Origin of the sequence: Arthrobacter sp. 3Tela_A, from assembly GCF_049311025.1 — a bacterium.
Classification (GTDB): Bacteria; Actinomycetota; Actinomycetes; order Actinomycetales; family Micrococcaceae; genus Arthrobacter_B.
On record NZ_JAXIOM010000064.1, the window covers coordinates 1 to 21,913 of the forward strand.

The 21,913-nt window shown below is 65.8% G+C and carries 16 protein-coding genes, 3 tRNA genes and 1 pseudogene; 4 read left to right on the forward strand and 16 right to left on the reverse strand.

Going from position 1 to position 21,913, the window contains the following annotated elements:
• Positions 1–82: 82 nt before the first annotated feature.
• Positions 83–940 carry a 30S ribosomal protein S2 gene (rpsB, locus tag TVC13_RS15455; protein WP_055240402.1) on the reverse strand — a complete coding sequence of 286 codons (858 nt, stop codon included), beginning with the start codon at positions 938–940 and terminating at the stop codon, positions 83–85.
• 490 nt (positions 941–1,430) lie between these two features.
• Between rpsB and TVC13_RS15460 the strand changes: the two are divergent.
• Positions 1,431–1,913: pseudogene (locus TVC13_RS15460) on the forward strand (peptidoglycan DD-metalloendopeptidase family protein); the annotation flags it as partial.
• Positions 1,914–2,039: 126 nt separating this feature from the next.
• On the opposite strand, the gene TVC13_RS15465 reads toward TVC13_RS15460, so the two are convergent.
• From TVC13_RS15465 to TVC13_RS15535, 15 genes are all read right to left on the reverse strand, one after another.
• A complete protein-coding gene (locus TVC13_RS15465) occupies positions 2,040–3,224 on the reverse strand; it encodes an acyl-CoA dehydrogenase family protein (RefSeq protein WP_422402068.1) in 1,185 nt (394 codons plus the stop codon).
• Positions 3,225–3,440: 216 nt separating this feature from the next.
• A tRNA-Ile gene (locus TVC13_RS15470) sits at positions 3,441–3,514 on the reverse strand.
• Positions 3,515–3,601: 87 nt separating this feature from the next.
• The gene (locus TVC13_RS15475) at positions 3,602–4,786 is read right to left on the reverse strand and encodes a glycosyltransferase (protein WP_422402069.1); all 1,185 of its coding nucleotides are present in this window, start codon (positions 4,784–4,786) and stop codon (positions 3,602–3,604) included.
• A gap of 46 nt (positions 4,787–4,832) precedes the next feature.
• On the reverse strand, positions 4,833–5,765 hold the full coding sequence (locus TVC13_RS15480) for a DMT family transporter (protein ID WP_422402070.1): 933 nt from the start codon (positions 5,763–5,765) through the stop codon (positions 4,833–4,835).
• Between the two features lie 24 nt (positions 5,766–5,789).
• A complete protein-coding gene (locus tag TVC13_RS15485; RefSeq protein WP_422402071.1) occupies positions 5,790–6,419 on the reverse strand; it encodes a CDP-alcohol phosphatidyltransferase family protein in 630 nt (209 codons plus the stop codon).
• Between the two features lie 32 nt (positions 6,420–6,451).
• The gene (locus TVC13_RS15490; protein WP_422402072.1) at positions 6,452–7,243 is read right to left on the reverse strand and encodes a phage holin family protein; all 792 of its coding nucleotides are present in this window, start codon (positions 7,241–7,243) and stop codon (positions 6,452–6,454) included.
• A gap of 106 nt (positions 7,244–7,349) precedes the next feature.
• On the reverse strand, positions 7,350–8,783 hold the full coding sequence (locus tag TVC13_RS15495; protein WP_422402073.1) for a sugar porter family MFS transporter: 1,434 nt from the start codon (positions 8,781–8,783) through the stop codon (positions 7,350–7,352).
• Positions 8,784–8,969: 186 nt separating this feature from the next.
• Positions 8,970–10,133 carry an NAD(P)-dependent malic enzyme gene (locus TVC13_RS15500; RefSeq protein ID WP_422402074.1) on the reverse strand — a complete coding sequence of 388 codons (1,164 nt, stop codon included), beginning with the start codon at positions 10,131–10,133 and terminating at the stop codon, positions 8,970–8,972.
• Between the two features lie 257 nt (positions 10,134–10,390).
• Positions 10,391–11,617: an SGNH hydrolase domain-containing protein gene (locus TVC13_RS15505; RefSeq protein ID WP_422402075.1), complete on the reverse strand. Its 1,227-nt coding sequence runs from the start codon at positions 11,615–11,617 to the stop codon at positions 10,391–10,393.
• 205 nt (positions 11,618–11,822) lie between these two features.
• Positions 11,823–11,895 (reverse strand) — tRNA-Asn (locus tag TVC13_RS15510).
• Between the two features lie 127 nt (positions 11,896–12,022).
• A tRNA-Asn gene (locus TVC13_RS15515) sits at positions 12,023–12,095 on the reverse strand.
• Between the two features lie 51 nt (positions 12,096–12,146).
• Positions 12,147–14,120 carry a DNA primase gene (gene dnaG, locus TVC13_RS15520; RefSeq protein ID WP_422402076.1) on the reverse strand — a complete coding sequence of 658 codons (1,974 nt, stop codon included), beginning with the start codon at positions 14,118–14,120 and terminating at the stop codon, positions 12,147–12,149.
• A gap of 35 nt (positions 14,121–14,155) precedes the next feature.
• The gene (locus tag TVC13_RS15525) at positions 14,156–15,439 is read right to left on the reverse strand and encodes a deoxyguanosinetriphosphate triphosphohydrolase (protein ID WP_422402077.1); all 1,284 of its coding nucleotides are present in this window, start codon (positions 15,437–15,439) and stop codon (positions 14,156–14,158) included.
• Positions 15,440–15,445: 6 nt separating this feature from the next.
• Entirely contained in the window at positions 15,446–16,741 is a 1,296-nt protein-coding gene (dusB, locus tag TVC13_RS15530; RefSeq protein WP_422402078.1) for a tRNA dihydrouridine synthase DusB, read from the reverse strand.
• Positions 16,742–16,877: 136 nt separating this feature from the next.
• Complete coding sequence (locus TVC13_RS15535; protein WP_422402079.1) at positions 16,878–18,317, reverse strand: YibE/F family protein; 1,440 nt, start codon at positions 18,315–18,317, stop codon at positions 16,878–16,880.
• Between the two features lie 150 nt (positions 18,318–18,467).
• On the opposite strand from TVC13_RS15535, the gene TVC13_RS15540 reads away from it, so the two are divergent.
• From TVC13_RS15540 to TVC13_RS15550, 3 genes are read left to right on the forward strand one after another with little or no spacing between them, the layout of a single operon-like run.
• On the forward strand, positions 18,468–19,145 hold the full coding sequence (locus tag TVC13_RS15540; RefSeq protein ID WP_422402080.1) for an ATP-binding cassette domain-containing protein: 678 nt from the start codon (positions 18,468–18,470) through the stop codon (positions 19,143–19,145).
• Positions 19,145–21,268, forward strand: coding sequence for a YhgE/Pip family protein (locus TVC13_RS15545; RefSeq protein WP_422402081.1), 2,124 nt, complete (start codon positions 19,145–19,147; stop codon positions 21,266–21,268). The genes TVC13_RS15540 and TVC13_RS15545 overlap by 1 nt, the downstream gene beginning before the upstream one ends.
• Before the next feature lie 39 nt (positions 21,269–21,307).
• The gene (locus TVC13_RS15550; protein ID WP_422402082.1) at positions 21,308–21,871 is read left to right on the forward strand and encodes a TetR/AcrR family transcriptional regulator; all 564 of its coding nucleotides are present in this window, start codon (positions 21,308–21,310) and stop codon (positions 21,869–21,871) included.
• Positions 21,872–21,913: the final 42 nt, after the last annotated feature.

Below are 21,913 nucleotides of genomic sequence, written 5' to 3' on the forward strand. Positions count from 1 at the left end.
CCGGAATCCGGCCCGCCGCATAGGCGAAGGTTCCGCAATGGCAGCTGCCGCAGAGGCAGCTGCCATTACAGGGAAAATCGAATTACTTGGCTTCTTCAGCGGGAGCTTCGGCGGCCGGGGCCTCCGGAGCAGCTTCAGCGGCCGGAGCCTCAGCAGCGGCTTCAGCGGCCGGAGCAGCTGCGCCTTCGAGCAGTTCGCGCTCCCACTCAGCCAGCGGCTCAGCCGGGGCTTCGGTGTTGCCGGACTTGTTGTGGCGGGCGATCAGGCCCTCGGCAACGGCGTCGGCGATAACGCGGGTCAGCAGGTTGACGGAGCGGATGGCGTCGTCGTTGCCCGGGATCGGGAAGTCGACGTCGTCCGGATCGCAGTTGCTGTCCAGGATGGCAACGACGGGGATGTTCAGCTTCTTGGCCTCGTCAACTGCGAGGTGTTCCTTCTGGGTATCCACGATCCAGACCACGGACGGAGCCTTGGTCAGGTTGCGGATGCCGCCCAGGTTGGATTCCAGCTTGGTCAGTTCACGCTTGAGGAGCAGGAGCTCCTTCTTGGTGTGGCCGGAGGAAGCAACGTCGTCGAAGTTGATTTCTTCGAGTTCCTTCATGCGCTGGATACGCTTGGCAACGGTCTGGAAGTTGGTCAGCATGCCGCCGAGCCAGCGCTGGTTGACGTAGGGCTGGCCAACACGGGTGGCCTGCTCTGCGATGGCTTCCTGCGCCTGCTTCTTGGTGCCGACGAACAGCACGGTTCCGCCGTGGGCAACGGTGGCCTTGACGAACTCGTATGCACGGTCGATGTAGGACAGCGACTGCTGCAGGTCAATGATGTAGATGCCGTTGCGCTCGGTGAAGATGAAGCGCTTCATCTTCGGGTTCCAACGGCGGGTCTGGTGACCAAAGTGAACGCCGCTGTCGAGCAGCTGGCGCATGGTAACGACGGGCATGTCGTCACTCCTTCCGGCAGCACGCGGCGCTGTGCGCACGCTTACATAAGCTGCCAATTGACGGTTATCAGTAGCACCCGGCGGGTGCTGCTCCTGGTGCCCATCAGCCCTCCGCCCGAAGCAGGCAGTTGGCGTGTGTTCCTTTCCGGTATTTACCGGACCGCAGGATCACACCCAGTTTTTCCATGTGGAAAGCGTGGATAGTTGGGGCACGCGTAGTCAGCCTGAGGCGCGTTTTCCTTATCCCGACCTGCTCTCCGGGCGGTTCTCCGGTGCGCCAGTGGCGGCAGGAGGGACTTTCCCGGTTGGGCAGGGAGGATCAGCGCGCAGCAAACTGCTTCGTCAAGTGTACTACAGCACCGGAGCACTTCTGCCCGCTGCTGAACCCAACCCCTCCACAGCCCCGGCGGCCTGCGCGCCTGCGGGAGCGCGGTCCACAGCACGGCTGCGCGGGCACCGCCAAAGTCCTGCGCAGGACTGGACTTGGTTCATGATTCTTCCTTCGGCTGATGATTCAGCACGAACCCCACACCCCCGGCACCCCCGGAGCACGGCGGCTGCGCTGACGGCCGTCATTCTGTCCCTGGCCTGCGCCGCCCTGTGGACTGCCGCGGGACCGGTCGTGGCCGGCCCCGCGGGGGCCGCGGCTGCTGGATGGCAGTGGCCGCTGTCCCCCGAACCCGGAGTTGTTCGGGCTTTCGATAAACCTGCGCAGCGCTGGCTGCCCGGCCACCGCGGCGTGGACCTTGCGGCGGCACCCGGAGACTCCGTCCGAAGTCCGGCCGCCGGGACGGTCCGTTTCACCGGCCGCGTAGTGGACCGGGGTGTGGTCACCGTTGACCACGGCGGCGGACTGCTCAGCAGCTTCGAGCCGGTGGCCGGTTCCCTATCCCCCGGTGTGGCCGTGGCACCGGGGCAGGCTCTTGGCGTACTCGAAGAGCGAAGCACAACGGACGTTAAAACCAGTCAGCCGCACTGCCCCGGCAGTTGCCTGCATTGGGGAGTGCGGCTGGACGGCGAGTATGTGGACCCGCTGCGGTTCCTGATGGACCGGCGTCCGAGCGTACTGCTGCCGCTGGGCGCCGGGCCGGTGTCCGGTTTAGACGAAGGCGGCGATTCCGGTGATGGCGCGGCCGGTCACCAGGGTGTTGATCTCGTAGGTTCCTTCGTAGGAGTAGATGGCTTCGGCGTCTGCGAAGACCTTGGCCATCCCGTAGTCGGTGACAATGCCGTTGCCGCCCAGGATGCTGCGGCCCAGCGCCACCGATTCACGCATCCGGGCGGTGGTGAAGGCCTTCGCCAGCGCTGACTGCTCATCCTTGGCCCGGCCTTCGTCCTCAAGCTGCGCCAGCCGGACCATCATGCCCATGGAGCTGACGGTGTTGCCGAGGATCTGCACCAGCTGCTCCTGGACCAGCTGGAAGGAGGCGAGGGGCTTGCCGAACTGGTGGCGCTCCACGGCATAGCGGCGGGCGACGTCGAACGCTGCCATCTGCTGTCCCACTGCCTGCCAGGCTACGGCCAGGCGGGTAACCTTCAGGACCTTGTTGGTGTCGCGGAAGCTGTTGGCACCCTTGAGGTGGAAATCGTCGCTGACAACGACGTTATCCAGCACGATGTCTGCGTTCTGTACCGTGCGCAGCGCGATCTTGTTCTCGATCTTGGTGGCGGTGTAACCCTCGGTCTTGGTGTCCACGAGGAAACCCTTGACCTGGTTGTCCGCCTCATCGCGGGCGTAGATGACAACCCAGTCGGAGAAGGTTGCATTGCCGATCCAGCGCTTGGCTCCGTTGAGGATCCAGTTGCCGCCTTCGCGGCGGGCGGTGGTCCGGGTTCCGCCGGCTACATCGGAGCCGCCCAGCGGCTCGGTCAGGCCGAAGGCACCGATCTTCTTCAGCGAGTAGATGTCCGGGAGCCAGGCTTCCTTCTGCTCCTCGGAGGCCAGCGCTTCGATTGAACCGGTGAAGAGACCGTCGTGCACACCCATGAAGGTGGCAAAGGAGGTGTCCGCCCGGGTGAATTCGGCGTGGCAGAGACCGGCGAACAGGTTGGAGTGGCCCTGCCGGTAGACCGGGGAGACAACGTCGAGTTCGGCAAGCTTGGGAATCATGTGGGTCGGGAAGGTGCCGGCGTTCCACCAGTCGTTGGCGTACGGCTTTACTTCAGCCGCCAGCCAGGACCGGATCTCGTGCAGGCGGTCGCGCTCCTTGTCGCTGAGCAGGTCCTCGAATGCGTAGAAGTCGCCGTCCGCGTAGGGGAGGTTATCGACGTCGATAGTTGCCATAGAATGTCCTTCGCTGATCCAGTCTGATCCGGGGCGTGAAGCCGGCTGCCCCTTATGTTACCCGCGAGTAACATCGGGCACAATCCCCCGCGGCACACCGTTCGGACCAGCGGGCCTGCCGAAGAACAGCGCGGCGGGCAAAACAAAACACCCCGGTCCGAAGACCGGGGTGTTGGCTTTCCGTCCCGCGGGGGACGGAATGAGCTGCTTCACGGGTAGGGCTGGTGGGGCTTGAACCCACGACCCACGGATTATGAGTCCGCTGCTCTGACCGGCTGAGCTACAGCCCCGTGTACTTGTCCCTGACAGGCAAGTAGGAACATCCTAATCGGCTGCGGCCCCGGGCACCCAATCGGCAGGTGCCCGGGCGGGCCGCCCTAGCTGGCGCTGTCGGTCCGGTAAAGCTTTTCGAACGTTGCCAGGGTGCCCTCGAGACTGTGGGAGTCCACCATGTCGCGGCTGTGCTGGCCCATCTTCCGGCGCTCGGCTTCAGGCAGGCCCAGGATTTCGGTGATCCGTCCGGCCACCTCCGTGCTGTTGCCGGGTTCGAAGAGGTACCCGTTTTTGCCCTTTTCCACCAGGTGCGGAAGGGCCATGGCGTTGGCCAGCAGAACCGGGGTGGAGGCGGACATAGCTTCCAGGGTCACCAGGGACTGCAGCTCGGCCGTGCCGGGCATGCAGAAAATGTCCGCGCGCAGGTAGGCCTGGCGCAGCTCCTCGTCGCTCACGAGCCCGCGGAAGGACACCCGGTCCTCGATGCCGAGCTGCTTGGCCAGCGCGATGAGGGCCGGCTTGACTTCGCCTCCCCCGACGATCTCGGCGTGCACGTTCAGTTCCCGCGGCGTCTTGGCAACGGCGTTGATCAGCACGTCAACATGCTTCTCCTCGGCCAGCCGTCCCACGAACAGCACCGTGGGATGATCCGGACGGTCGATCGACTCGCCGGCACGCAGTTCATACGTGGACGCGTCGATCCCGTTGGACAGGGGCATCACATCAGGCAGCCGGGCGTGCTCGACCATGGCCTTGGCAGCTAGCGGCGTTGGTGTGGTTACCACTGCCGCCTGGCCCATCACCTTGCCCATATCCCGCCAGGAGTTCCGGGCGACAATGCGCTTGAACCATTTGGGGAACGGCAGGAACGGGTCAAGGTTTTCGGGCATAAAGTGATTCGTTGCAATCACCCGGATGCCGCGCTTGCGGGCTGCGTAAAGGGTGTACTCCCCCACCATGTAGTGGCACTGAATGTGCACGACGTCGGGCTTGACCTTATCCAGCAGCATGGAGATGTGCTTCTTGATTTCCCAGGGCAGGCAGATCCGCCAGTACTCGTGGGTGGGCACTCCGTGGGAGCGCAGCCTGTGCACGGCCCATGGACCGTCTGTCTCGGAGTGGCTGGGTCCGCTCGCCGGGCTTGGTGCCAGGACGTGCACGTTGTGGCCGCGTCCGTGCATTCCCTGTGCCAGCCGGAAACCGAACTGTGCTGCACCGTTGAGGTGGGGAGGGTAAGTGTCGCAGGCGATCAGGATGGTCAGCGGTTTATCTGCCGGTTCCTCGGTCACGGATGAAGTCCTCTAGTGGTGTGTTGGCGGGTCGGGCCACACGTTATCAGGGCTTGCGGGTGGCCCCGGTCCGGGTGGACGCGGGCTTGTGCCGCCGCTTGTTCATCTCCCGGCGCTTGATGACGTCAGGGTGATAGCGGGACAAGGCGACCACCCCAACAATAGCAATCACGGCGCACACACCCATCGCCACGCCCAGTACTGCGGGAACATCCGGACGAAGTTCGTTCAGCACCCCGATTCCGATCGCGATTCCCACCATGGGGTCAATTACGGTCAGCCCGGCGATGACCAGGTCCGGAGGGCCGCTGGAGTAGGCGCTCTGCACAAACCAGGCGCCCAGCCCGCCGGCCACGGCAATGCCGACAATTGTGTACCAGGGCACGTTCAGCAGGAACCTGCCGTTGGGATCCAGCAGGTCAGCGGCGATGGTCTTGGTGAGCACGGCAACAAAGCCGAAGAGGATGCCGGCCCCAAGAATGTGCGCAATCGCTCCGAGCCGCTTGCCGAAGACCAGGTTCAGCGTGCCGAAGAAGGCAACTACGACGGCGAGGATCAGCACAATCACGATCTCCTGCCGCGGTTCGACCACCGGCTCGCTCCTGGTGGCACCCACGGCGAGGAGAACAAAGAGCATACTGCCCAGGACGCACGCGATGATGGAAACCACCGTCACCCGGTTCAGGCGCAGGCCCTGGTCGCGCGAGTTGACGATGGTGGTGATCACCAGGGCCAGGGACCCGATTGGCTGGACGACGGTCAGCGGTGCCATCGCAAGAGCCGCGACGTTCAGGGCGGTTCCGGTTCCCAGCAGCAGGAGGCCAAAGAGCCAGCGCGGATTGCGCAGCAGCCGTCCGATTCCGGCAGAATTCAGGCTCAGCCCTCCGGTGTCCGCGCTGACGGCGCTGCCCTGACGCTGTGCTCCAAAAGCGAGGAACACGGCACTGGCAAGCGCGCAGGCGATGGCGACGGCGGTCATGGCGGAGACGCCCCCGCGCCGGGTCTAGGAACCATGGGCGTCTCCGGCCGCTGCACCCTGCCGCCGGTACTTTCGCCAGGAAGCACGGAAATAACCAACAAACGCTGCCACATGTCCGATGCAGCCGAGCACCAGCACCGTGTTGCCGGCGAGGATGAGCCATTCATAGTCGAAACCCGGAACTTTTTGGAGCAGCAGCATCGGCGCTCCGACCAGCAGCAGGGCTGTGCGGATCTTTCCGATGTTGCTTACCGGCAGGTTGGGGCTTCCGCGGAAGAGCAGCAGCGAATTGAGGATGAGGATGATGTCCGGGATGACGATCGCCCAGATGAACCAGCTGGGTGCGATGCGGTCCACCACGAACACTGTGGCAACGATGATCAGGGCGAGGCGGTCTGCCACGGGGTCCAGCCATTTGCCGGCGGCGGAAACCTGGTCCAGACGGCGCGCCAGGTAACCGTCTACCCAGTCGGTCGATCCCACTATCACCAGGGTGATGAAAGCTGCGCCGTAGTTGTCCTGGACGATCAGCCAGACAAAAAGCGGGACTCCGAAGAACCGCAGGATGGTGATCAGGTTGGGGATCGTCCAGAAGGTTTCCAGGACCCGTTCTCCCCGGCCCGGCCGTGTTCCGGCGCCGATGAGCCTGATCACTTATGAACTCCTTCTGCCTTCCGCATGAGGCACTATTTTCGCAGAAGTTTGCGCAGCATGATTCCCATGGCCAGGAGGGAGGCTCCCAGCACCGCGAGGGGCTGCTTGCGTTCACGGAGCATGGCACCGACTTCGTCAGCCGTGCCTTCCGTGCGCGCGCCGGACCCGGCAGTGCCGTTCCTCCGGTCTGCTGCCCGGCGGGCCTTGAGCTCCGCCATCTGCTTCTTGACGTCGGTCTTTTCACCCAGCCCGTCCCGCACGGCGGCGATGTGCTCGCGGCGCTGGCGCAGCCGGATGCGCAGCTCCTCGGGGGTCGGCTTCTGCACGGCGTCCTCGGGCTTCTCCTGCTTGCCCTCTGCGGGCTTCTCCTTGGGCGGCTTGGGCGCATCAAGGGTGGAAGGATCGAAGCTGCGGCCTTCCTTGAGCACGCCCAGGTCATAGCGGATGCCGCGCAGTGCGTCCTCGGGCAGCAGCGGCATGGTCTTCTTGAACCGGTTCACGCCTACCAGCGCGGCAATGGCGGCGATGACCAGAAAGAGCGCGGCGACGAGCAGCGCGGCGAGCCAGGCCGGCATGACGGTGGCCAGGCCCAGGATGGCAGCAGCAATCAGCGCCACTCCCAGAGCAGCCAGAAAGAGGACCGCGACGACGAGGAACGCGGCGGCAACGCCGGCCTTGATCCCCTTCTGCTTCATCTCCGCCACGGCCAGCGAGATCTCATCGCTTACCTGGCGGGGCAGCAGCCGCGCCATCACCTTGGAGAGACCGGCGAGCGAAGAGCTTCCGTTAGCCCGCTGGGTCCTGGTGCTTGCGGAGCTGTTCATCGGCCCTGCCTCCGTCTGGTCGTTACTGTTCGCCGTTGCCATTACCCAAAATTACCATTCTCCTCAGTTTTCACTAGCCGATGCCCAGTCGCCCCAGAACCATCAGTCACAGTTTGTCCCGATTCTCCTCAAGTTCACGGCCGGACAGCTCCGGAAGCTTGGTCTTGACGAACCAGAAGGAGACCACGGCGAAGATCGTAAAGATGGCGTACATGATCCACAGCCCGAAGTTTTCGCTGACCCACGGGAAGGAGAGCGTGACGATGAAATTGAAGATCCAGTTCACCATGGTGCTCAGGCCCAGGGCGAGCGAGCGGATGTTGTTGGGGAAGATCTCCCCCAGCGTCACCCACATCACCGGACCCCAGGTCGCAGCGAAGAACACAACAAAGAGGTTCGCACCGATGAGGGCAATGGCACCCCAGGGCTGCGGCAGCACTATCTCCCCGCTGCTGTTGTCCGCCTGGAAGAAGGACACGGTGGCGGCGAGCAGGCCGATGAACATGCCGATCGAGCCGGTCATCAGCAGTTTCCGGCGGCCGATCCGGTCAACGAAGGCAATGGCCACGATGGTCATCAGCACGTTCACCACGGAAGTGATGACCGACGTCGTAAAGGAGTCCGATTCGCTGAAGCCAACCGACTGCCACAGGGTGGTGGAGTAGTAGAAGATCGCATTGATGCCCACAAGCTGCTGCAGTGCTGCGATGGACATACCGACCCACAGGATGGGCTTCAGCCCAAGCATGGTTCCCCGCAGGTCGGAGTAGGTGGCCCGTTCTTCGTTCTCGAAGCTGTCCCGGATTTCGCGGATCTTCTTGTCAGTGTCACGGACCCCGGTGATGTCCCGCAGCACCTTCGCTGCTTCCTCGTCCCGGTTTTTCCGCACCAGGTACTGCGGTGATTCGGGGATAGTCAGTGCCAGGATGCCGTACACGATGGCCGGGGCCACACCCACCAGGAGCATCCACCGCCAGGCGGCCATGCCCCACCACAGTTCGTTGAAGGCGCTGCCTGCGGTGTTCGCGAGCCAGGCATCGGAAAGCAGGGCGGCAAAGATACCTATGGTGATCGCCAGCTGCTGCACTGAGCCGAGAGCTCCGCGCCATTTCGCCGGAGCAACCTCGGCGATGTAGCCGGGAGCAATGACCGACGCCGTACCAATGGCCAGGCCGCCGATCAGCCGCCACAGCATCAGGTCCCACACGCTGAAGGCCCAGGCGGAGCCGATCGAGTTAGCGGCGAAGAGGACGGCGGCCGTGACCATGACGGTCTTGCGGCCCAGCCGGTCCGCGAGCTGCCCGGCGAACCACGCGCCGACCGCACAGCCGAGCAGGGTGATCGCAACCGTGAAACCAAGGACGCCTGCGCTGAGCGAGAATTCTCCGCCGATGGCGTCAACGGCTCCGTTGATGACGGCGGTATCAAAGCCGAAAAGCAGGCCGCCCACAGCGGCGGCAACGGTGACGGCAATAACTTTGGCGGGATGCGATACGTTTCCGGCGTTCCCCTGGCTAGGGCCTGGCTGGCTGGCGCCCATCGGTTCCTCGGCTTTCCTAGTACTGGGAAATAACCAATAAAGCCTACTCCAACACTAAGCATGCTTTGGGTGGCTGGGAACTGCGGCAGCTCGATTCAGCTGTTCAGGGCAAAGCCCCGGCGCGTCCGGTGCCAGGCACGGGACGCGCCGCTGCGGACAAATCCGCGTGGGGCAATGGCCCCGGCCCTAGTCCTGTCTGGCTGCCGCGGCGACTGCCGCGGCCACCGCGGGAGCCACCCGGGGATCAAGCGGGCTGGGCACAATATGGTCAGGCGCCAGCTCCTCACCCACCAGATCGGCAATGGCTCGGGCCGCCGCGACCTTCATGGCGGAGGTGATCCTGCGTGCACCGCTGTCGAGGGCGCCGCGGAAAATGCCCGGGAACGCCAGGACGTTGTTGATCTGGTTCGGGAAATCACTGCGTCCGGTGGCGACGACGGCGGCGTAGCGGGCAGCGACGTCGGGGTGGACTTCGGGATCCGGGTTGGAGAGCGCAAAGATGACCGCTTCCGGAGCCATCGTGGCCAGGACGTCCTCCGGCACCGTGCCGGAGGAAACACCGATGAAGACGTCGGCGCCGGCCATCGCTTCGGCCGGCCCTCCTTCGAGGTTCCGCGGGTTGGTCCGGGCGGCAAGCTCGCCCTTGGCGCCGTCCAGGCCGCGACCCGCGGAAAGGATTCCGCGGGAGTCCAGAACGACGACGTCGTGCACTCCGGCTTCCAGGAGGATGTTGGCACAGGCAACGCCCGCAGCTCCGGCACCGGAGATGACCACGCGCAGGCCGGACATGTCCCGGCCGGTGACCCGTGCGGCGTTGGTCAGTGCTGCCAGCACCACAATTGCCGTGCCGTGCTGGTCATCGTGCATCACGGGGCAGTCCAGCGCCTCAATGAGGCGCTGTTCCAGCTCGAAACAGCGCGGGGCGGAGATGTCTTCGAGGTTCACGGCACCGAAGCTGGGCCGCAGGCGCACGAGTGTCTCGATGATTTCATCGACGTCCGTGGTATCCAGGACCAGCGGGATGGAGTTCAGGCCGGCGAAGGTCTTGAACAGCGCTGATTTGCCCTCCATCACCGGCAGCGAGGCAGCGGCACCGATGTTGCCCAGCCCAAGCACTGCGGTGCCGTCACTGACCACCGCGACAAGCCGGGATGCCCAGGTGTGAGTGGTGGCCCGCTGCGGGTCAGCGGCGATTCCGCGGCTGACCTGGGCGACACCCGGGGTGTAGGCGATGGAAAGGGCCCGGATGGAATCCAGCGGCTGCTTCGTTTCGACGGAGAGCTTTCCGCCTTCATGGGCGGCGAAGATTTCTTCTTCGGTGATGGCTGCGGGTGCGACGGCAGAGGTCATGGTTGTACTCCTGATGAAGGAATGGAACAGGAACGCGTGTGCGGAAGCCGGCTGGATCAGCGGCAGCGCATAAGCGGGGAACGAAACGGAACAGTAAGGTTCCGCCATGGGCATCAGGATGGGTACGCCCCTGCGCCTGCGGCACCGGATATGTTGTGGGTCCAGTGCTCTTTGCGGCGGCAGAAGCCCAGTGTAGGCACGGAGGCTGCGGATTCCGCAAACCGCAGCGGTAACCGGGACGCTTCCGGCCCCGCCTGCTAACCGTTCAGGATCGTGAGCACTGCTTCGCCAAGGACCGGGTCAAGCCGTGCCGCAAACGCAGGGGTCAGGGCACCGTCCTGCTGTACGGGCGCTCCGCCGGCGAAGGCGGGACAGCGGCCGTCCGAAGCGCAGAACCAGGCTGCCGGATCCAGGAAAGCTGCTGCTGCGGCTGCAGCTGTTTTGCGTTCCGCTGCGGTGGCCTCGTTCCAGGCGGGGTCCAGGGTCACGGCACAGTCGGCCGGGGCAAGTCCGGCTTCCTGGCAGGCAAGCGCGTCCTCCACCTGCGGTACCGGTCCCAGCGCGATGACCATGCCGGCCGGGGCAAGCCATTGCTCATGCAGCACGCGGAGCCCTTCCTGCCAATCGGCGCCGGCGCCGGCCGGACGGGTGTTACTGACCAGCACCAGCCCCGGGGCGGCTTCAGCGATGGTCTGGGCCACCGCCCCGGCGTGCAGCGCGCACTCATCGCCGGCGGAGTCGGCGGCAGCCGCCTGGAGCGGCAGTGGACAGTCCAGGTGCGCCAGAGACAGCACACGCCAGCCCTGCGGTTCCAGGCTCCGGCGCAGCGCCGGAACCCAGGCAGCTGCCGAGGCATCGCCGACGACGGCGGCGGTCCGCGACATGTCTCCGGGCGCCAGGCTGCAGCTGCGGACACCGGCGGGCTCCGCGGTGCAGCCGGCAGCTGCTTCCTGGAACGCTTCTTCCAGTTCGGGATCCGCTTCCCCCGGCAGAAGCGGGCTGGGCCAGGCAGTTGCTGCCAGCGCGGCAGTGATCTCAGTTTCGAGAAGGCTGAGCCGGCTGGGTTCCGGGACGGTCTCCGGCTCGGGCTCAGGCTCTGTTGCCCTGCCTTCGAGGTACGCCTCGGCCGCTCCGGAGGGCGGAGGCGGGGTCCTGGGAGCCATCGCCAGCCCGGTCACCACCACACTCGCGGCTGCCAGGACGGCCAGGGATGAATAGGCCAGCTTCTGGCGCATCCCGGCGGGAGCCCTGGGCTTGAACTTTGCCGGCTGAGCGTACTCGGTCTGCACTGGCGCCAGGTCCTCGTCCGGCTCGGTCTCGATGTACTCGTCCGGCTCGTTCTCCACGTCCGGCTCCGTCTGGGGGTAGTCGTCCGGCTCCGTCAGGGGCGCGAAAAGCGGCAGTCCGGCGTCCGGCAGCACAGCCTGGTTACGCGGCCGCCGCAGGCGCAGGCGTTTGCGGCGAAACGGAGCGTAGTGAGACATCTTTCCCCCTGAGTAAAGACCCCGCTGCCCGGCACCGGATGAGACAGTCCGGCACCACGCCGGCCGTCAGCAGGCCGGCGCCGCGGCGCAGCGCGTTCCAAGTCTATTGCCGGCGACCGGGGAACCGCGTTAGGCACGGTCAGCACCTTGTCCGGACACACCGAAGGCCCGTAACAAACATGCTGTTACGGGCCTTCGGCAGTTGCTCCCCCGACTGGACTCGAACCAGTAACCCTTCGATTAACAGTCGAATGCTCTGCCAATTGAGCTACGGGGGAAAGCGCGACAATCAGTCTACACCGTACAGGCAACTGTCACCGACCGCCTGCGGCGCTTCCCGCGTTCGGAGACCGAAGCAGGAAGAAGGCTCCTGACCTGCTTTTATACAGGTCAGGAGCCCATTTGCTCCCCCGACTGGACTCGAACCAGTAACCCTTCGATTAACAGTCGAATGCTCTGCCAATTGAGCTACGGGGGAAAGCGCGACTATTACTTTACAGACGATGCGCCGAGAAACGAAATCCGCGCCTCACTGCATCTCGCGCAGGGCACGGCGCTGCATTTCAAGTTCCATCAGCTCGCGGTTGAGCTGCTGGAACAGTGCCGGATCAGCGCTGGGATCAAGCCGCTGCAGCTGCCCCAGCTTCTCCGCCTTCAGGTGCGTCACCTGAAGCTCGAAGAGCCGGTTGAGGATGTCCCGGCAGTACATGGCCAGGGCGTCAGCATCCCGGGCCGGGATGGGCGTAACGGCAAGTTCGCTGACGAAACCGCGCAGCGCGTCCGGCAGCTCCTGCCGGACCTGCTCGACCCAGGCCGCAGCCGAAGCAGGCACTTCACCGGCTGCCCGGACAGCATTGTGGACGGCAACGTACGCCGGCACGGTGAACCGGGCTGCCTTGAAGCGCTCCCACTGGCCGGCGTCAAGAAGGCCGGGCTGCTGGAGCACGACTTCCAGTGCCTGGCGTTCCATCCTCGCAGCCGGGTCGTTGGGATCCGGGCGGGCGAAGGACTGCGCCTGATGTGCGGCTGCGGGATCCTGCTCCGGATGCTGGGAACGGGTCCCGCCCTCACGACCGGGCAGGTGGCCGGACTGGTGCTGCCCGGACTGGCTGCGCTGGCCGGACTGGCCATGCTGGTTTTGGGCACTGTTCGGATCCCGTGCCTCCCGCTGGCGCTTGGCTGCTGCGTTGACCGCACGCAGGACGTCGTCAACCTCGCTGCCCAGCCAGCCGGCCAGTTCCCGCGCATAGGCAGGCCGCATGGCAGAATCACGGATTTCAGCGACCACCGGCGCCGCGGCCCGGAGAGCGGAGATGCGGCCCTCCACGGTGTTCAGGTCGAACTTGGCCAGGGTGGAGCGGATCGCGAATTCGAAGAGCGGACGGCGGGAACGGATCAGTTCCGCCACGGCGGCGTCGCCCTTCTGCTGGCGGATGTCGCAGGGATCCATGCCGTGGGGGTCCACGGCCACGAAGGTCTGCGCATTGAAGCGCTGGTCTTCCTCGAACGCACGGAGCGCTGCTTTCTGGCCGGCGGCGTCGCCGTCGAACGTAAAGATGACCTCTCCCCCGCTGCCGTCGTCGGACAGCAGCCGGCGGGCAATCTTGATGTGGTCGGTGCCGAAGGCGGTGCCGCAGGTGGCGACGGCGGTGGTGATCCCGGCCAGATGGCAGGCCATCACGTCGGTGTAACCCTCCACCACCACCAGCTGCCGGTCCTTGGCGATGGAACGCTTGGCCAGGTCGATGCCGTAGAGCACCTGGGACTTTTTGTAGAGCGGGGTTTCCGGGGTGTTCAGGTACTTGGGACCCTGGTCGTCCTCGTATAGCTTGCGGGCGCCGAAGCCGATGGTGGCACCGGTGAGGTCGCGGATGGGCCAGATAAGCCGGCCGCGGAACCGATCGTAGAAGCGGGAGGCGTCCTGGCCGGTGGAGAACATACCCGTCTGGGCTAGTTCCTCCCGGGTGAAGCCTCGGCCGGTGAGGTGCTTGAGCAGGGAATCCCAGCCCTGCGGGGCGTAGCCCACGCCGAAGTGCTCTGCGGCGGCCGGGTCGAAACCGCGTTCAGCCAGGAAACTGCGGGCGGCGGCAGCTCCGGGGGTAACCAGCTGCTCGCGGAAGAATTCCGCGGCCACCTTGTGTGCGTCCAGCAGGCGCTGGCGCTTGCCCACGTCTTCGCGGCGCGGGCCGGTGCCGCCGTCCTCATAGTGCAGTTCGTAGCCCAGCCGGGAGGCGAGTTTTTCCACGGTCTCGGAGAACGTGCCGTGGTCCATCTTCTGCACAAAGGAGATCACGTCGCCGCTCTCCCCGCAGCCGAAGCAGTGGTAGGTGCCTACCTGGGGCCGGACGTGGAAGGACGGTGAGCGTTCGTCGTGGAAGGGGCACAGACCCTTGAAGGAGCCGATGCCTGCGGACTTGAGCGTGACATACCCGTCCACTACCGCCTTGATGTCGGTGCGGGAACGTACTTCATCAATGTCTTCGCGTTTAATCAGGCCGGCCATGGTTCTACCTTATTCCCCGGCACCAAACCGGACGGCTACCAAAGAGCCGGAACCGGGCCCACCAGTCGTTCGTGCAGGGCCAGCGCCGACCCGTCGGTGAGCGATGCCACCTGGTCAATGACCACGCGGAGCCGGGCGCCGTCGTCGGCGGCTTCCCGCCAGTCCGCAGCGAACATCGGCTCAAGGTGGCGGTCCCCTGTGGCGGAGAGCTGGGCAACCAGGTTGGTGAGGACCTCGCGCTGACGTTCGTACAGCGGCTGGCGCTGGTCCGTGGTCATCACGAAGGTGGTGGCCAGGCCCTTCATCACGGCAATTTCAAGCTGCGTTTCCTCCGGAACCACCATTTCCGCGTTGTACCGGGTCAGCGGATCCGGTCCGTAGATCTCCCGGGTGGCATCCATGGCGCTGGAGCAGAAACGGCCGATCAGCTGGCTGGTCATGTCCTTCAGTGCGGCCATTGAACGGCGGCTGCCGTCAGCCTCCCGGACCCAGACGCCTTCGGCTTCCAGCCGCGCCAGGGCGGCGTCGACGGCGGCGGGATCCGCGGTAGGCACGTACCACTGCTGGGTGTAGCCGATGACGCGGGCCCGCTGGTCGGGGTTGTCCAACCACTTGAGCTGCACGTGCCCGGCGACGATTGCGTCTTCAACATCGTGTACCGAGTAGGAAATATCATCGGCCAGGTCCATGACCTGCGCTTCCACGCAGGACCGGCCCGCCGGCGCACCGTCGCGCAGCCAGGTGAACACCGGAAGGTCATCCTCGTACACACCGAACTTGGTGGTGCGGTGTCCATTGACCAGCGGGGCGTCGACGGCGGACCACGGGTACTTGCAGGACGCGTCCAGGCTGGCACGGGTCAGGTTCAGGCCGGCCGGTGAGCCGTCCGGGGCGATGATCTTGGGCTCCAGCCGGGTGAGCAGCCGCAGGGTCTGCGCGTTGCCCTCAAACCCGCCGATCGCGTGGGCGATGTCATTCAGTGCGGTTTCGCCATTGTGTCCGAAGGGCGGATGTCCCAGGTCGTGGGAGAGGCAGGCGGCGTCGACGACGTCGGGATCGCAGCCAAGCGCATTGCCCAGTTCGCGTCCCACCTGCGCCACTTCCAGGCTGTGGGTGAGCCGGGTGCGGACAAAGTCGTCGGTGTCCGGGGCCACTACCTGCGTCTTGGCGCCGAGCCGCCGCAGGGCCGAGGAATGCAGTACCCGGGCGCGGTCGCGGCCGAACTGGGTCCGGTGCGTGCTCTTGGCCGGTTCGGTTACCCAGCGCGCCTGATCGACGTCGGTGTAGCCGGCGGTACGGAAAACCTGCGGAAGGGTCATATGTTCTTAGCCACCTGATACATCGAGTTCGGCTGCCGCAATGATGGCTTTCTGGGCGGGGTTCAGTTCCCGTCCGTCCAGCCAGCCTTCGGGCAGGGCTGTCTTCTTGGGTGTGCCGGCACGGCCTCGCGGCCCTTCGGCGTCTGCACCCGGGTAGGGCGCAGTGGGATCGAGTTCCGCCAGGAGCCCGCGGAGCACCTCAAGGGAGGGCACAGTCGCCAGCTTAGCCCGCAGCTCTCCCCCTACGACGTAGCCCTTGAAGTACCAGGCCATGTGCTTGCGGATGTCCCGCAGGGCAATAACTTCGTCGCCGAAGGTCTCCACCAGCAGTTCCGCGTGGCGGTAGACGCTGTCTGCAACTTCCTTCAGCCCGGGGCGGTGCCGTTCGTCGCGGCCCTCGAAGGCTGCCTGCAGGTCGGCGAAGAGCCACGGCCGGCCCTGGCAGCCGCGGCCAATGACGACGCCGTCAACGCCGGTCTGCTCCACCATCGCAATGGCGTCCTCTGCTGACCAGATATCTCCGTTGCCCAGCACCGGCACGTCCGGAAGCGATTCGCGCAGTTCGGCGATGGCGTTCCAGTCGGCCTTGCCGGAGTAGAACTGCGAGGCGGTCCGGCCGTGCAGCGTCACCGCTGCCACACCGGCGTCGCGGGCAATCTTGCCGGCTTCGCGGAACGTCAGGTGGTCTTCGTCGATGCCCTTGCGCATTTTGATGGTCAGGGGGATTTCGCCCTTGGAGGCTTCCCGGACGGCGGTCTGGACGATCGCGGTGAACAGGTCCAGCTTCCAGGGCAGGGCCGAGCCGCCGCCCTTGCGGGTGACCTTGGGAACCGGGCAGCCGAAGTTCAGGTCGATGTGGTCCGCCCGGTCTTCCTCCACGAGCATCCGGATGGCCGCGCCGACGGTGACTGGGTCAACGCCGTAGAGCTGGACGGAGCGGATGGATTCGTCGTCGTCGTGCTGGATGATGCGCAGCGATTCCGGCGAGCGCTCCACCAGGGCACGGGACGTCACCATTTCGGTCACGTAGAGTCCGCCGCCATACTCACGGCACAGCCGGCGGAACGCCTTGTTGGTAATACCTGCCATGGGTGCCAGGATCACCGGCGTGTCAATGGTCAGCTTGCCGAGCTGCAGCGGCGGCAGTTCAAGCCTGGTCTTAGTGGTTGCAACGCTCACCTTCCTATTCTCGCAAGCGGGTGCAAATCCTGCGCGTTTTTCGGTGAGGGTGTCTGTGCCGGGGGCTTTTCCCGGTGCTGAAGCGGCTGCTGCTGGCGGCAATCCCCCTGCGCTTCGGGACATCCCTGCCGGTTGGGACACACAGCCCCGCCCATTCCCCTGCACTTCGGGACATCCCTGCCGGTTGGGGACAATGCTCCGCGGCGCCGCAGCAGGATTGTCCCGAAGTGGCAGGAATGTCCCCAACGGGAGGAACCCGTTAGTCCGGAGCCTGATCCTCCGCCGGCACGCCGGACGCGGCGCGGCGTGCCCGGGCGCTGCGCCGGGTTCCGGGCCCACCCGAACCTGCGACGGCGGCCGCGCCCGCGGCAGTGTCAGCGGGAAGCCATGCCGGTTCCGCCACAGGCTGCAGGTCAGCAGCCGTGCCGCTGATCCCGCTGTCCGGGTCGCCGCTGTACGGGTCCCCGCTGTCCGGCGAACGGGTAAGGCCCACGGCCTTGACCACCAGGACGGCGACGGCGGTGGTCACCGGGATGGCCAGCACCAGCCCGATCGAGCCGACCAGGGTGCGCACAACCTCCTCGGCCAGTTCACCGCTGGTAAGGGTCTCCACCAGGGTGCGGTCATACAGGGAGACCAGAATCAGCACCGGGAGCGCTGCACCCGCGTAGGCAAAGGCGATGGTGTAGACGGTGGAGGCAATGTGGTCCCGGCCCACCCGCATGGCTCCGGCAAACAGCCGCCTCGCGGACGCGCCGGGTGCCAGTTCGTACATCTCCCAGACGGCGGAGGACTGGGTAATGGTCACGTCGTTGAGCACTCCGAGGCCGGAGATGATCAGTCCGCACAGGATGATGCCCGAGATGGACAGCTCATCGGAGGCATTGATCAGCGTGTAGGCGTTCTCATTGTCGACGCCGATTAGGTGCGCCGCATCGGTGGCCCAGGCTGCCAGTCCCGCTGTGATGCCCAGGCCAAACAGTGTCCCCAGCAGTGCCGTCGAAGTCCGTGCGGAGAAGCCGTGGGCGAAGTACAGGACGCCGATCATGATTACGCTCGATCCGACCAGCCCCAGCAGCAGCGGCGGTTTACCCTCGACCAGGCCGGGAAGGATGAATCCGGCGAGCACGGCGTAGGCGCCGCCGAGTCCGATCAGTGCGCGCAGTCCGCGCCAGCGCGCGACGGCGATCACTACGCCGGCGTACAGCACGGCGAGTGCCGCAATGGGAACGCTGCGGACGAAGTCCATAAAGATGTACGGCGGCGCACCGCTGTCCACCATCACGCCCTCAAGGTTGAGGTAGCGGATGCTGTCCCCGGCCTCGATGGCGTTGGTCTTGGCGACTTCGGGCGGGACTTCCACCGCCACGGCCGCGCCGCCGGCAGACGGCAGCACATGGGCCACCTGGCATTGGGGAGCCTGCACTCCGGCCTCGGTGAGCGTGGCCGAGGACGGGCAGTCGTCGATCACCACCCGCTGGACGGAACCGGTGTCGATGCTGACGCCCTCTGCAGTGGCGTAGGGGTCCGCGATGGTGATCTCCCCCGGCTGGCCGCTGGGCCAGAGGGCAATCATGCCTGCCACGGCCAGCAGTCCGAGGGGAACAAGGATCATCGTGAGCAGCCGGTTGGCCCGCCGGCGGGCGGCGAGCGCCGCGCGGGTGGGGGTTCCGGCGTCGTGCGAGTGGCTGTGTCCCATGCAGATCCTCACTGGGTTGGGCTGACCGGATGCCCGGTGCGGGTGCGCATTCCCATTCTCCCCATGGCGCAGGCGGATTACCGAATCCTGCCCGGCGGCACGCTAGACTGACTGGTCAGTACAAAAACTCGATTTCCCGAAAGGCACTTCGTGCAACCGGTTATCTCTGCGGATGAGCTCAGCCTCACCGCTGCCCGCGGCCGCGTCTACGGCCCGCTCAGTTTCACCGTCACTGATCCGCTCACCGTTATGTGCGGCCCCTCCGGCAGCGGGCGGACCAGTCTGCTGCTCACGCTTTCCGGCCGGATGAAGCCCGGAAGCGGCAGCCTCGAGGTGCTGGGCTCCGCCCTCCCCCGGGATGCCCGCCAGGTCCAGAAACAAACAGGCATTGCCGGGTTCAGCGGAATTGATGACCTGGAGCCGGGAGTAACGGCAGGTGCGGCATTGCGTGAACGCCTGGCATGGCTTGCCCCCTGGTGGCGTTTTGTTCCCAGGGTCTCGGACCGGCAGCTGGCCCGGGCCTGCAGTCCCGTCTTCGGCGGCCTCGAGGTACCTGCTGCCAGTGCGGTGATCTGGGACCTGGGCGAGGCTGAGCAGTTCCTGCTGCGCATCTCGCTGGCGATGCTCTCCCGCCCCCGCATCCTGTTCGTCGACGACATTGAACAGGTCCACGGAAGCCAGGCGCGTGCCCTGGTTGAGGAACGGCTGGCGGCCCTCGCCGCCGCCGGCACCTCCGTCGTCGTCGGAGCCGCGTCCCTGCCAACCCACCCGTGGAGCGGTTCTGAAACCCTGCCCTCCGCCGTGCGAACCGCCGAGGAGGCGCACTGATGTTTGCAATGTTTTCCCCCGGCACAGAACTGAGCCGTTTTCGGCGGGGAACCCTCCCGAAGATCGCCGTAGTGGTGATGCTGTTCATTCCGCTGATTTACGGGGCCCTGTACCTGTGGGCCTTCGACTCCCCGGACAAGCACCTGGACGGTCTCTCCGTTGCCCTGGTCAACGAGGACAAGGGGGCGGTCCGGGACGGCGAGCCCCTCAATGCCGGAAATGAGCTCGAGAGCAAACTGCTGGACGGCGCGGACCTGGACTGGCACGCCACGGATGCAGCCGATGCGGCCGACGGCGTCTCCGACGGGACGTATTACCTCTCCCTGACCATTCCGGAAGACTTCTCCGCCAGTGCTGTCTCCGTCGGCACCGAACACCCCGTGGCAGCGAAGCTTAAGGTCGATTACAACGACTCCAACAACTTCCTGGCCGGTGTGCTGGGCAAGCAGGCAATGGCGCAGGTCCAGGCCGCGGTTTCCTCCCAGCTGGGCAACCAGGTGGCCTCCACTCTCCTGGCGGGCCTGAACGACGCCGGAACCGGCCTGCGGGACGCAGCTGCCGGCGCCGGAGAGCTCACCGCAGGCATCGATTCCGCCGTATCCGGTGCCGGACAGCTGACTGCCGGCCTGGGCAGCCTGGCCGACGGCACTCTCACCCTGCAGGACGGTGCCTTCCGCCTTTCCGCAGGCGCGGGCTCCCTTGCCTCCGGACTGAACGACCTTTCCGCCGGAACCTCCGCCCTGTCCGCAGGCAGCGGCGACCTGGCAGCCGGCGCGCAGTCACTCTCCGAGGGAACCGCACAGCTTTCCACGGGCGCAGCCGGTGTGGCAGCCGGTGCCCAGTCGCTGGAGGAGAATCTGTCCGTCCTCTCCGGCAAGCTCAGCGGTGCTGTTCCGCAGGCCGAAAAGCTGGATGCCGGGGCTGCGCAGGTCTCCTCCGGGCTGGATCAGGTGGTGGCCGGGATCGCGGCCCAGGATCCGAACAGTCCGCTCCTGGCACAGCTGAAGCCGCTGGCCGAAGGAGCACGGCAGGTAGCCTCCGGCACGGAAACACTGCAGGCCGGCATTGGCCAGGCAGCCGACGGCGCAGGTCGGCTCACCGCCGGAAGCTCCGACCTCTCCGCCGGCGCCGCACAGGTGTCTGCCGGAGCGCAGTCCGCGGCGGATGGCGCAGCTGCCCTCTCCTCCGGTGCCGCCAATCTGGCCGGAGGCGCTTCCCAGGTGGACGCCGGTGCCCAGGCAGCAGCCCGCGGCGCTGCCGAACTGAACGCAGGGGCTGCCACGCTCAGCGGCGGCACCACCGACCTCGCGGCAGGTGCCGGGGAGCTGCTCGACGGCGGCACTGCCCTGTCCGACGGAGCAGGGAAACTCTCCGCCGGAAGCCACACCCTCGCCGAGGCACTTGAAGAAGGCGGAACCGCGCTACCTCAGGACGATGAGGCCCTGCTTGAGGCCAAGGCAGCCGTCGCTGCGGACCCGGTGGAGCTCGACGCCGGTTTCGCCACCCAGGCGGACAGCTTCGGCGAAGGGTTCGCACCGTTCTTCCTGGCGCTTGCCACTTTCGTGGGCGCGCTGATCACCTGGCTGCTGCTCCGCGCGCTGCCCACCCGGGCACTGGCTGCGGGCATCTCCGGTTTCCGGGCCGCAGCAACCGGGCTCATCCCGGCCCTGGCAATCGGCCTGGGCCAGGTGCTGATCATGATGGCGGTGCTGGTCTGGGGACTGGATATCCATCCCGCCTACCTGCTGGGCACCGGTGCCTTCCTGTACCTGACCACGGTGGCGTTCCTGGCTCTGCAGCAGATGCTGATCATAGTGCTGGGAACCGCTGCCGGCCGGGTGGTCTCGCTGGTGCTGCTGATGCTGCAGCTGAGTTCCTCCGGCGGCACCTATCCAGTGGAAACCACGCCGGGGTTCTTCCAGGCGCTGCATCCGTTTATGCCGGCAACCTATGTGGTGAACGGCCTCCGTGCCCTGATTACCGGCGGCGTGGACGCCCGGATGTGGACCGCCGTCGCCGTGCTGGGCATCCTCACCGCTGTCTGCGTGGCGGTGAGCTCGCTGAGCGCCGGCCGCCAGCGGATGTGGACCATCAAGCGGCTGCACCCGGAACTGCACCTCTAAGATCAAAGGGAACCACCGGAGAAACAAAGGACTCATTGCATGCCACGGGTATCAGGCACCAAGCGGTCGATTCTGGACGCCGCATTGGAGCTCGCGTCACTGAACGGGATTACCGGCACCACCATGGAAGAAGTTGCGGTGCGCGCCGGCGTGGCCAAAGGCAGTGTCTATTACAACTTCTCGTCCAAGGACAAGCTCTTCGAGCAGCTGCTCCTGGACGGGATTGGCGCTTTGGCGGAGACCCTGCGCCAGTCCCGGGAGGGCAAGTCGGGTGCCGGTGCCCTGGGCGCCATGATTACCGCGATGCTCGAAGTGATCTCCGGGAACCAGCCGCTGGCCAAGCTTATTGCCGCTGAGATCTTCCGCACCGACCGGTCCTGGCAGACCCCTCTGCAGATGGTCCGGCGGGAAGCACTGGCCGAATTTGTGGCAGTCATCCGGGAAATCCGTCCGGAGCGCACGGACGCAGAGCTGATGGCCGGCACCATTTTCGGAGCCGTCCTGGTGGGTGGCATTGAGTGGCTGGTCTTCTCTCCCGAACGCTCCCTGCAGGAAGTCTCCGAGTCGGTGCTGTTTACCCTCTCGGGCCGGCTCACCGCCTAGAACCGGCCGGAATACAAACGACGGCGCCGGACCCCTGAAAAG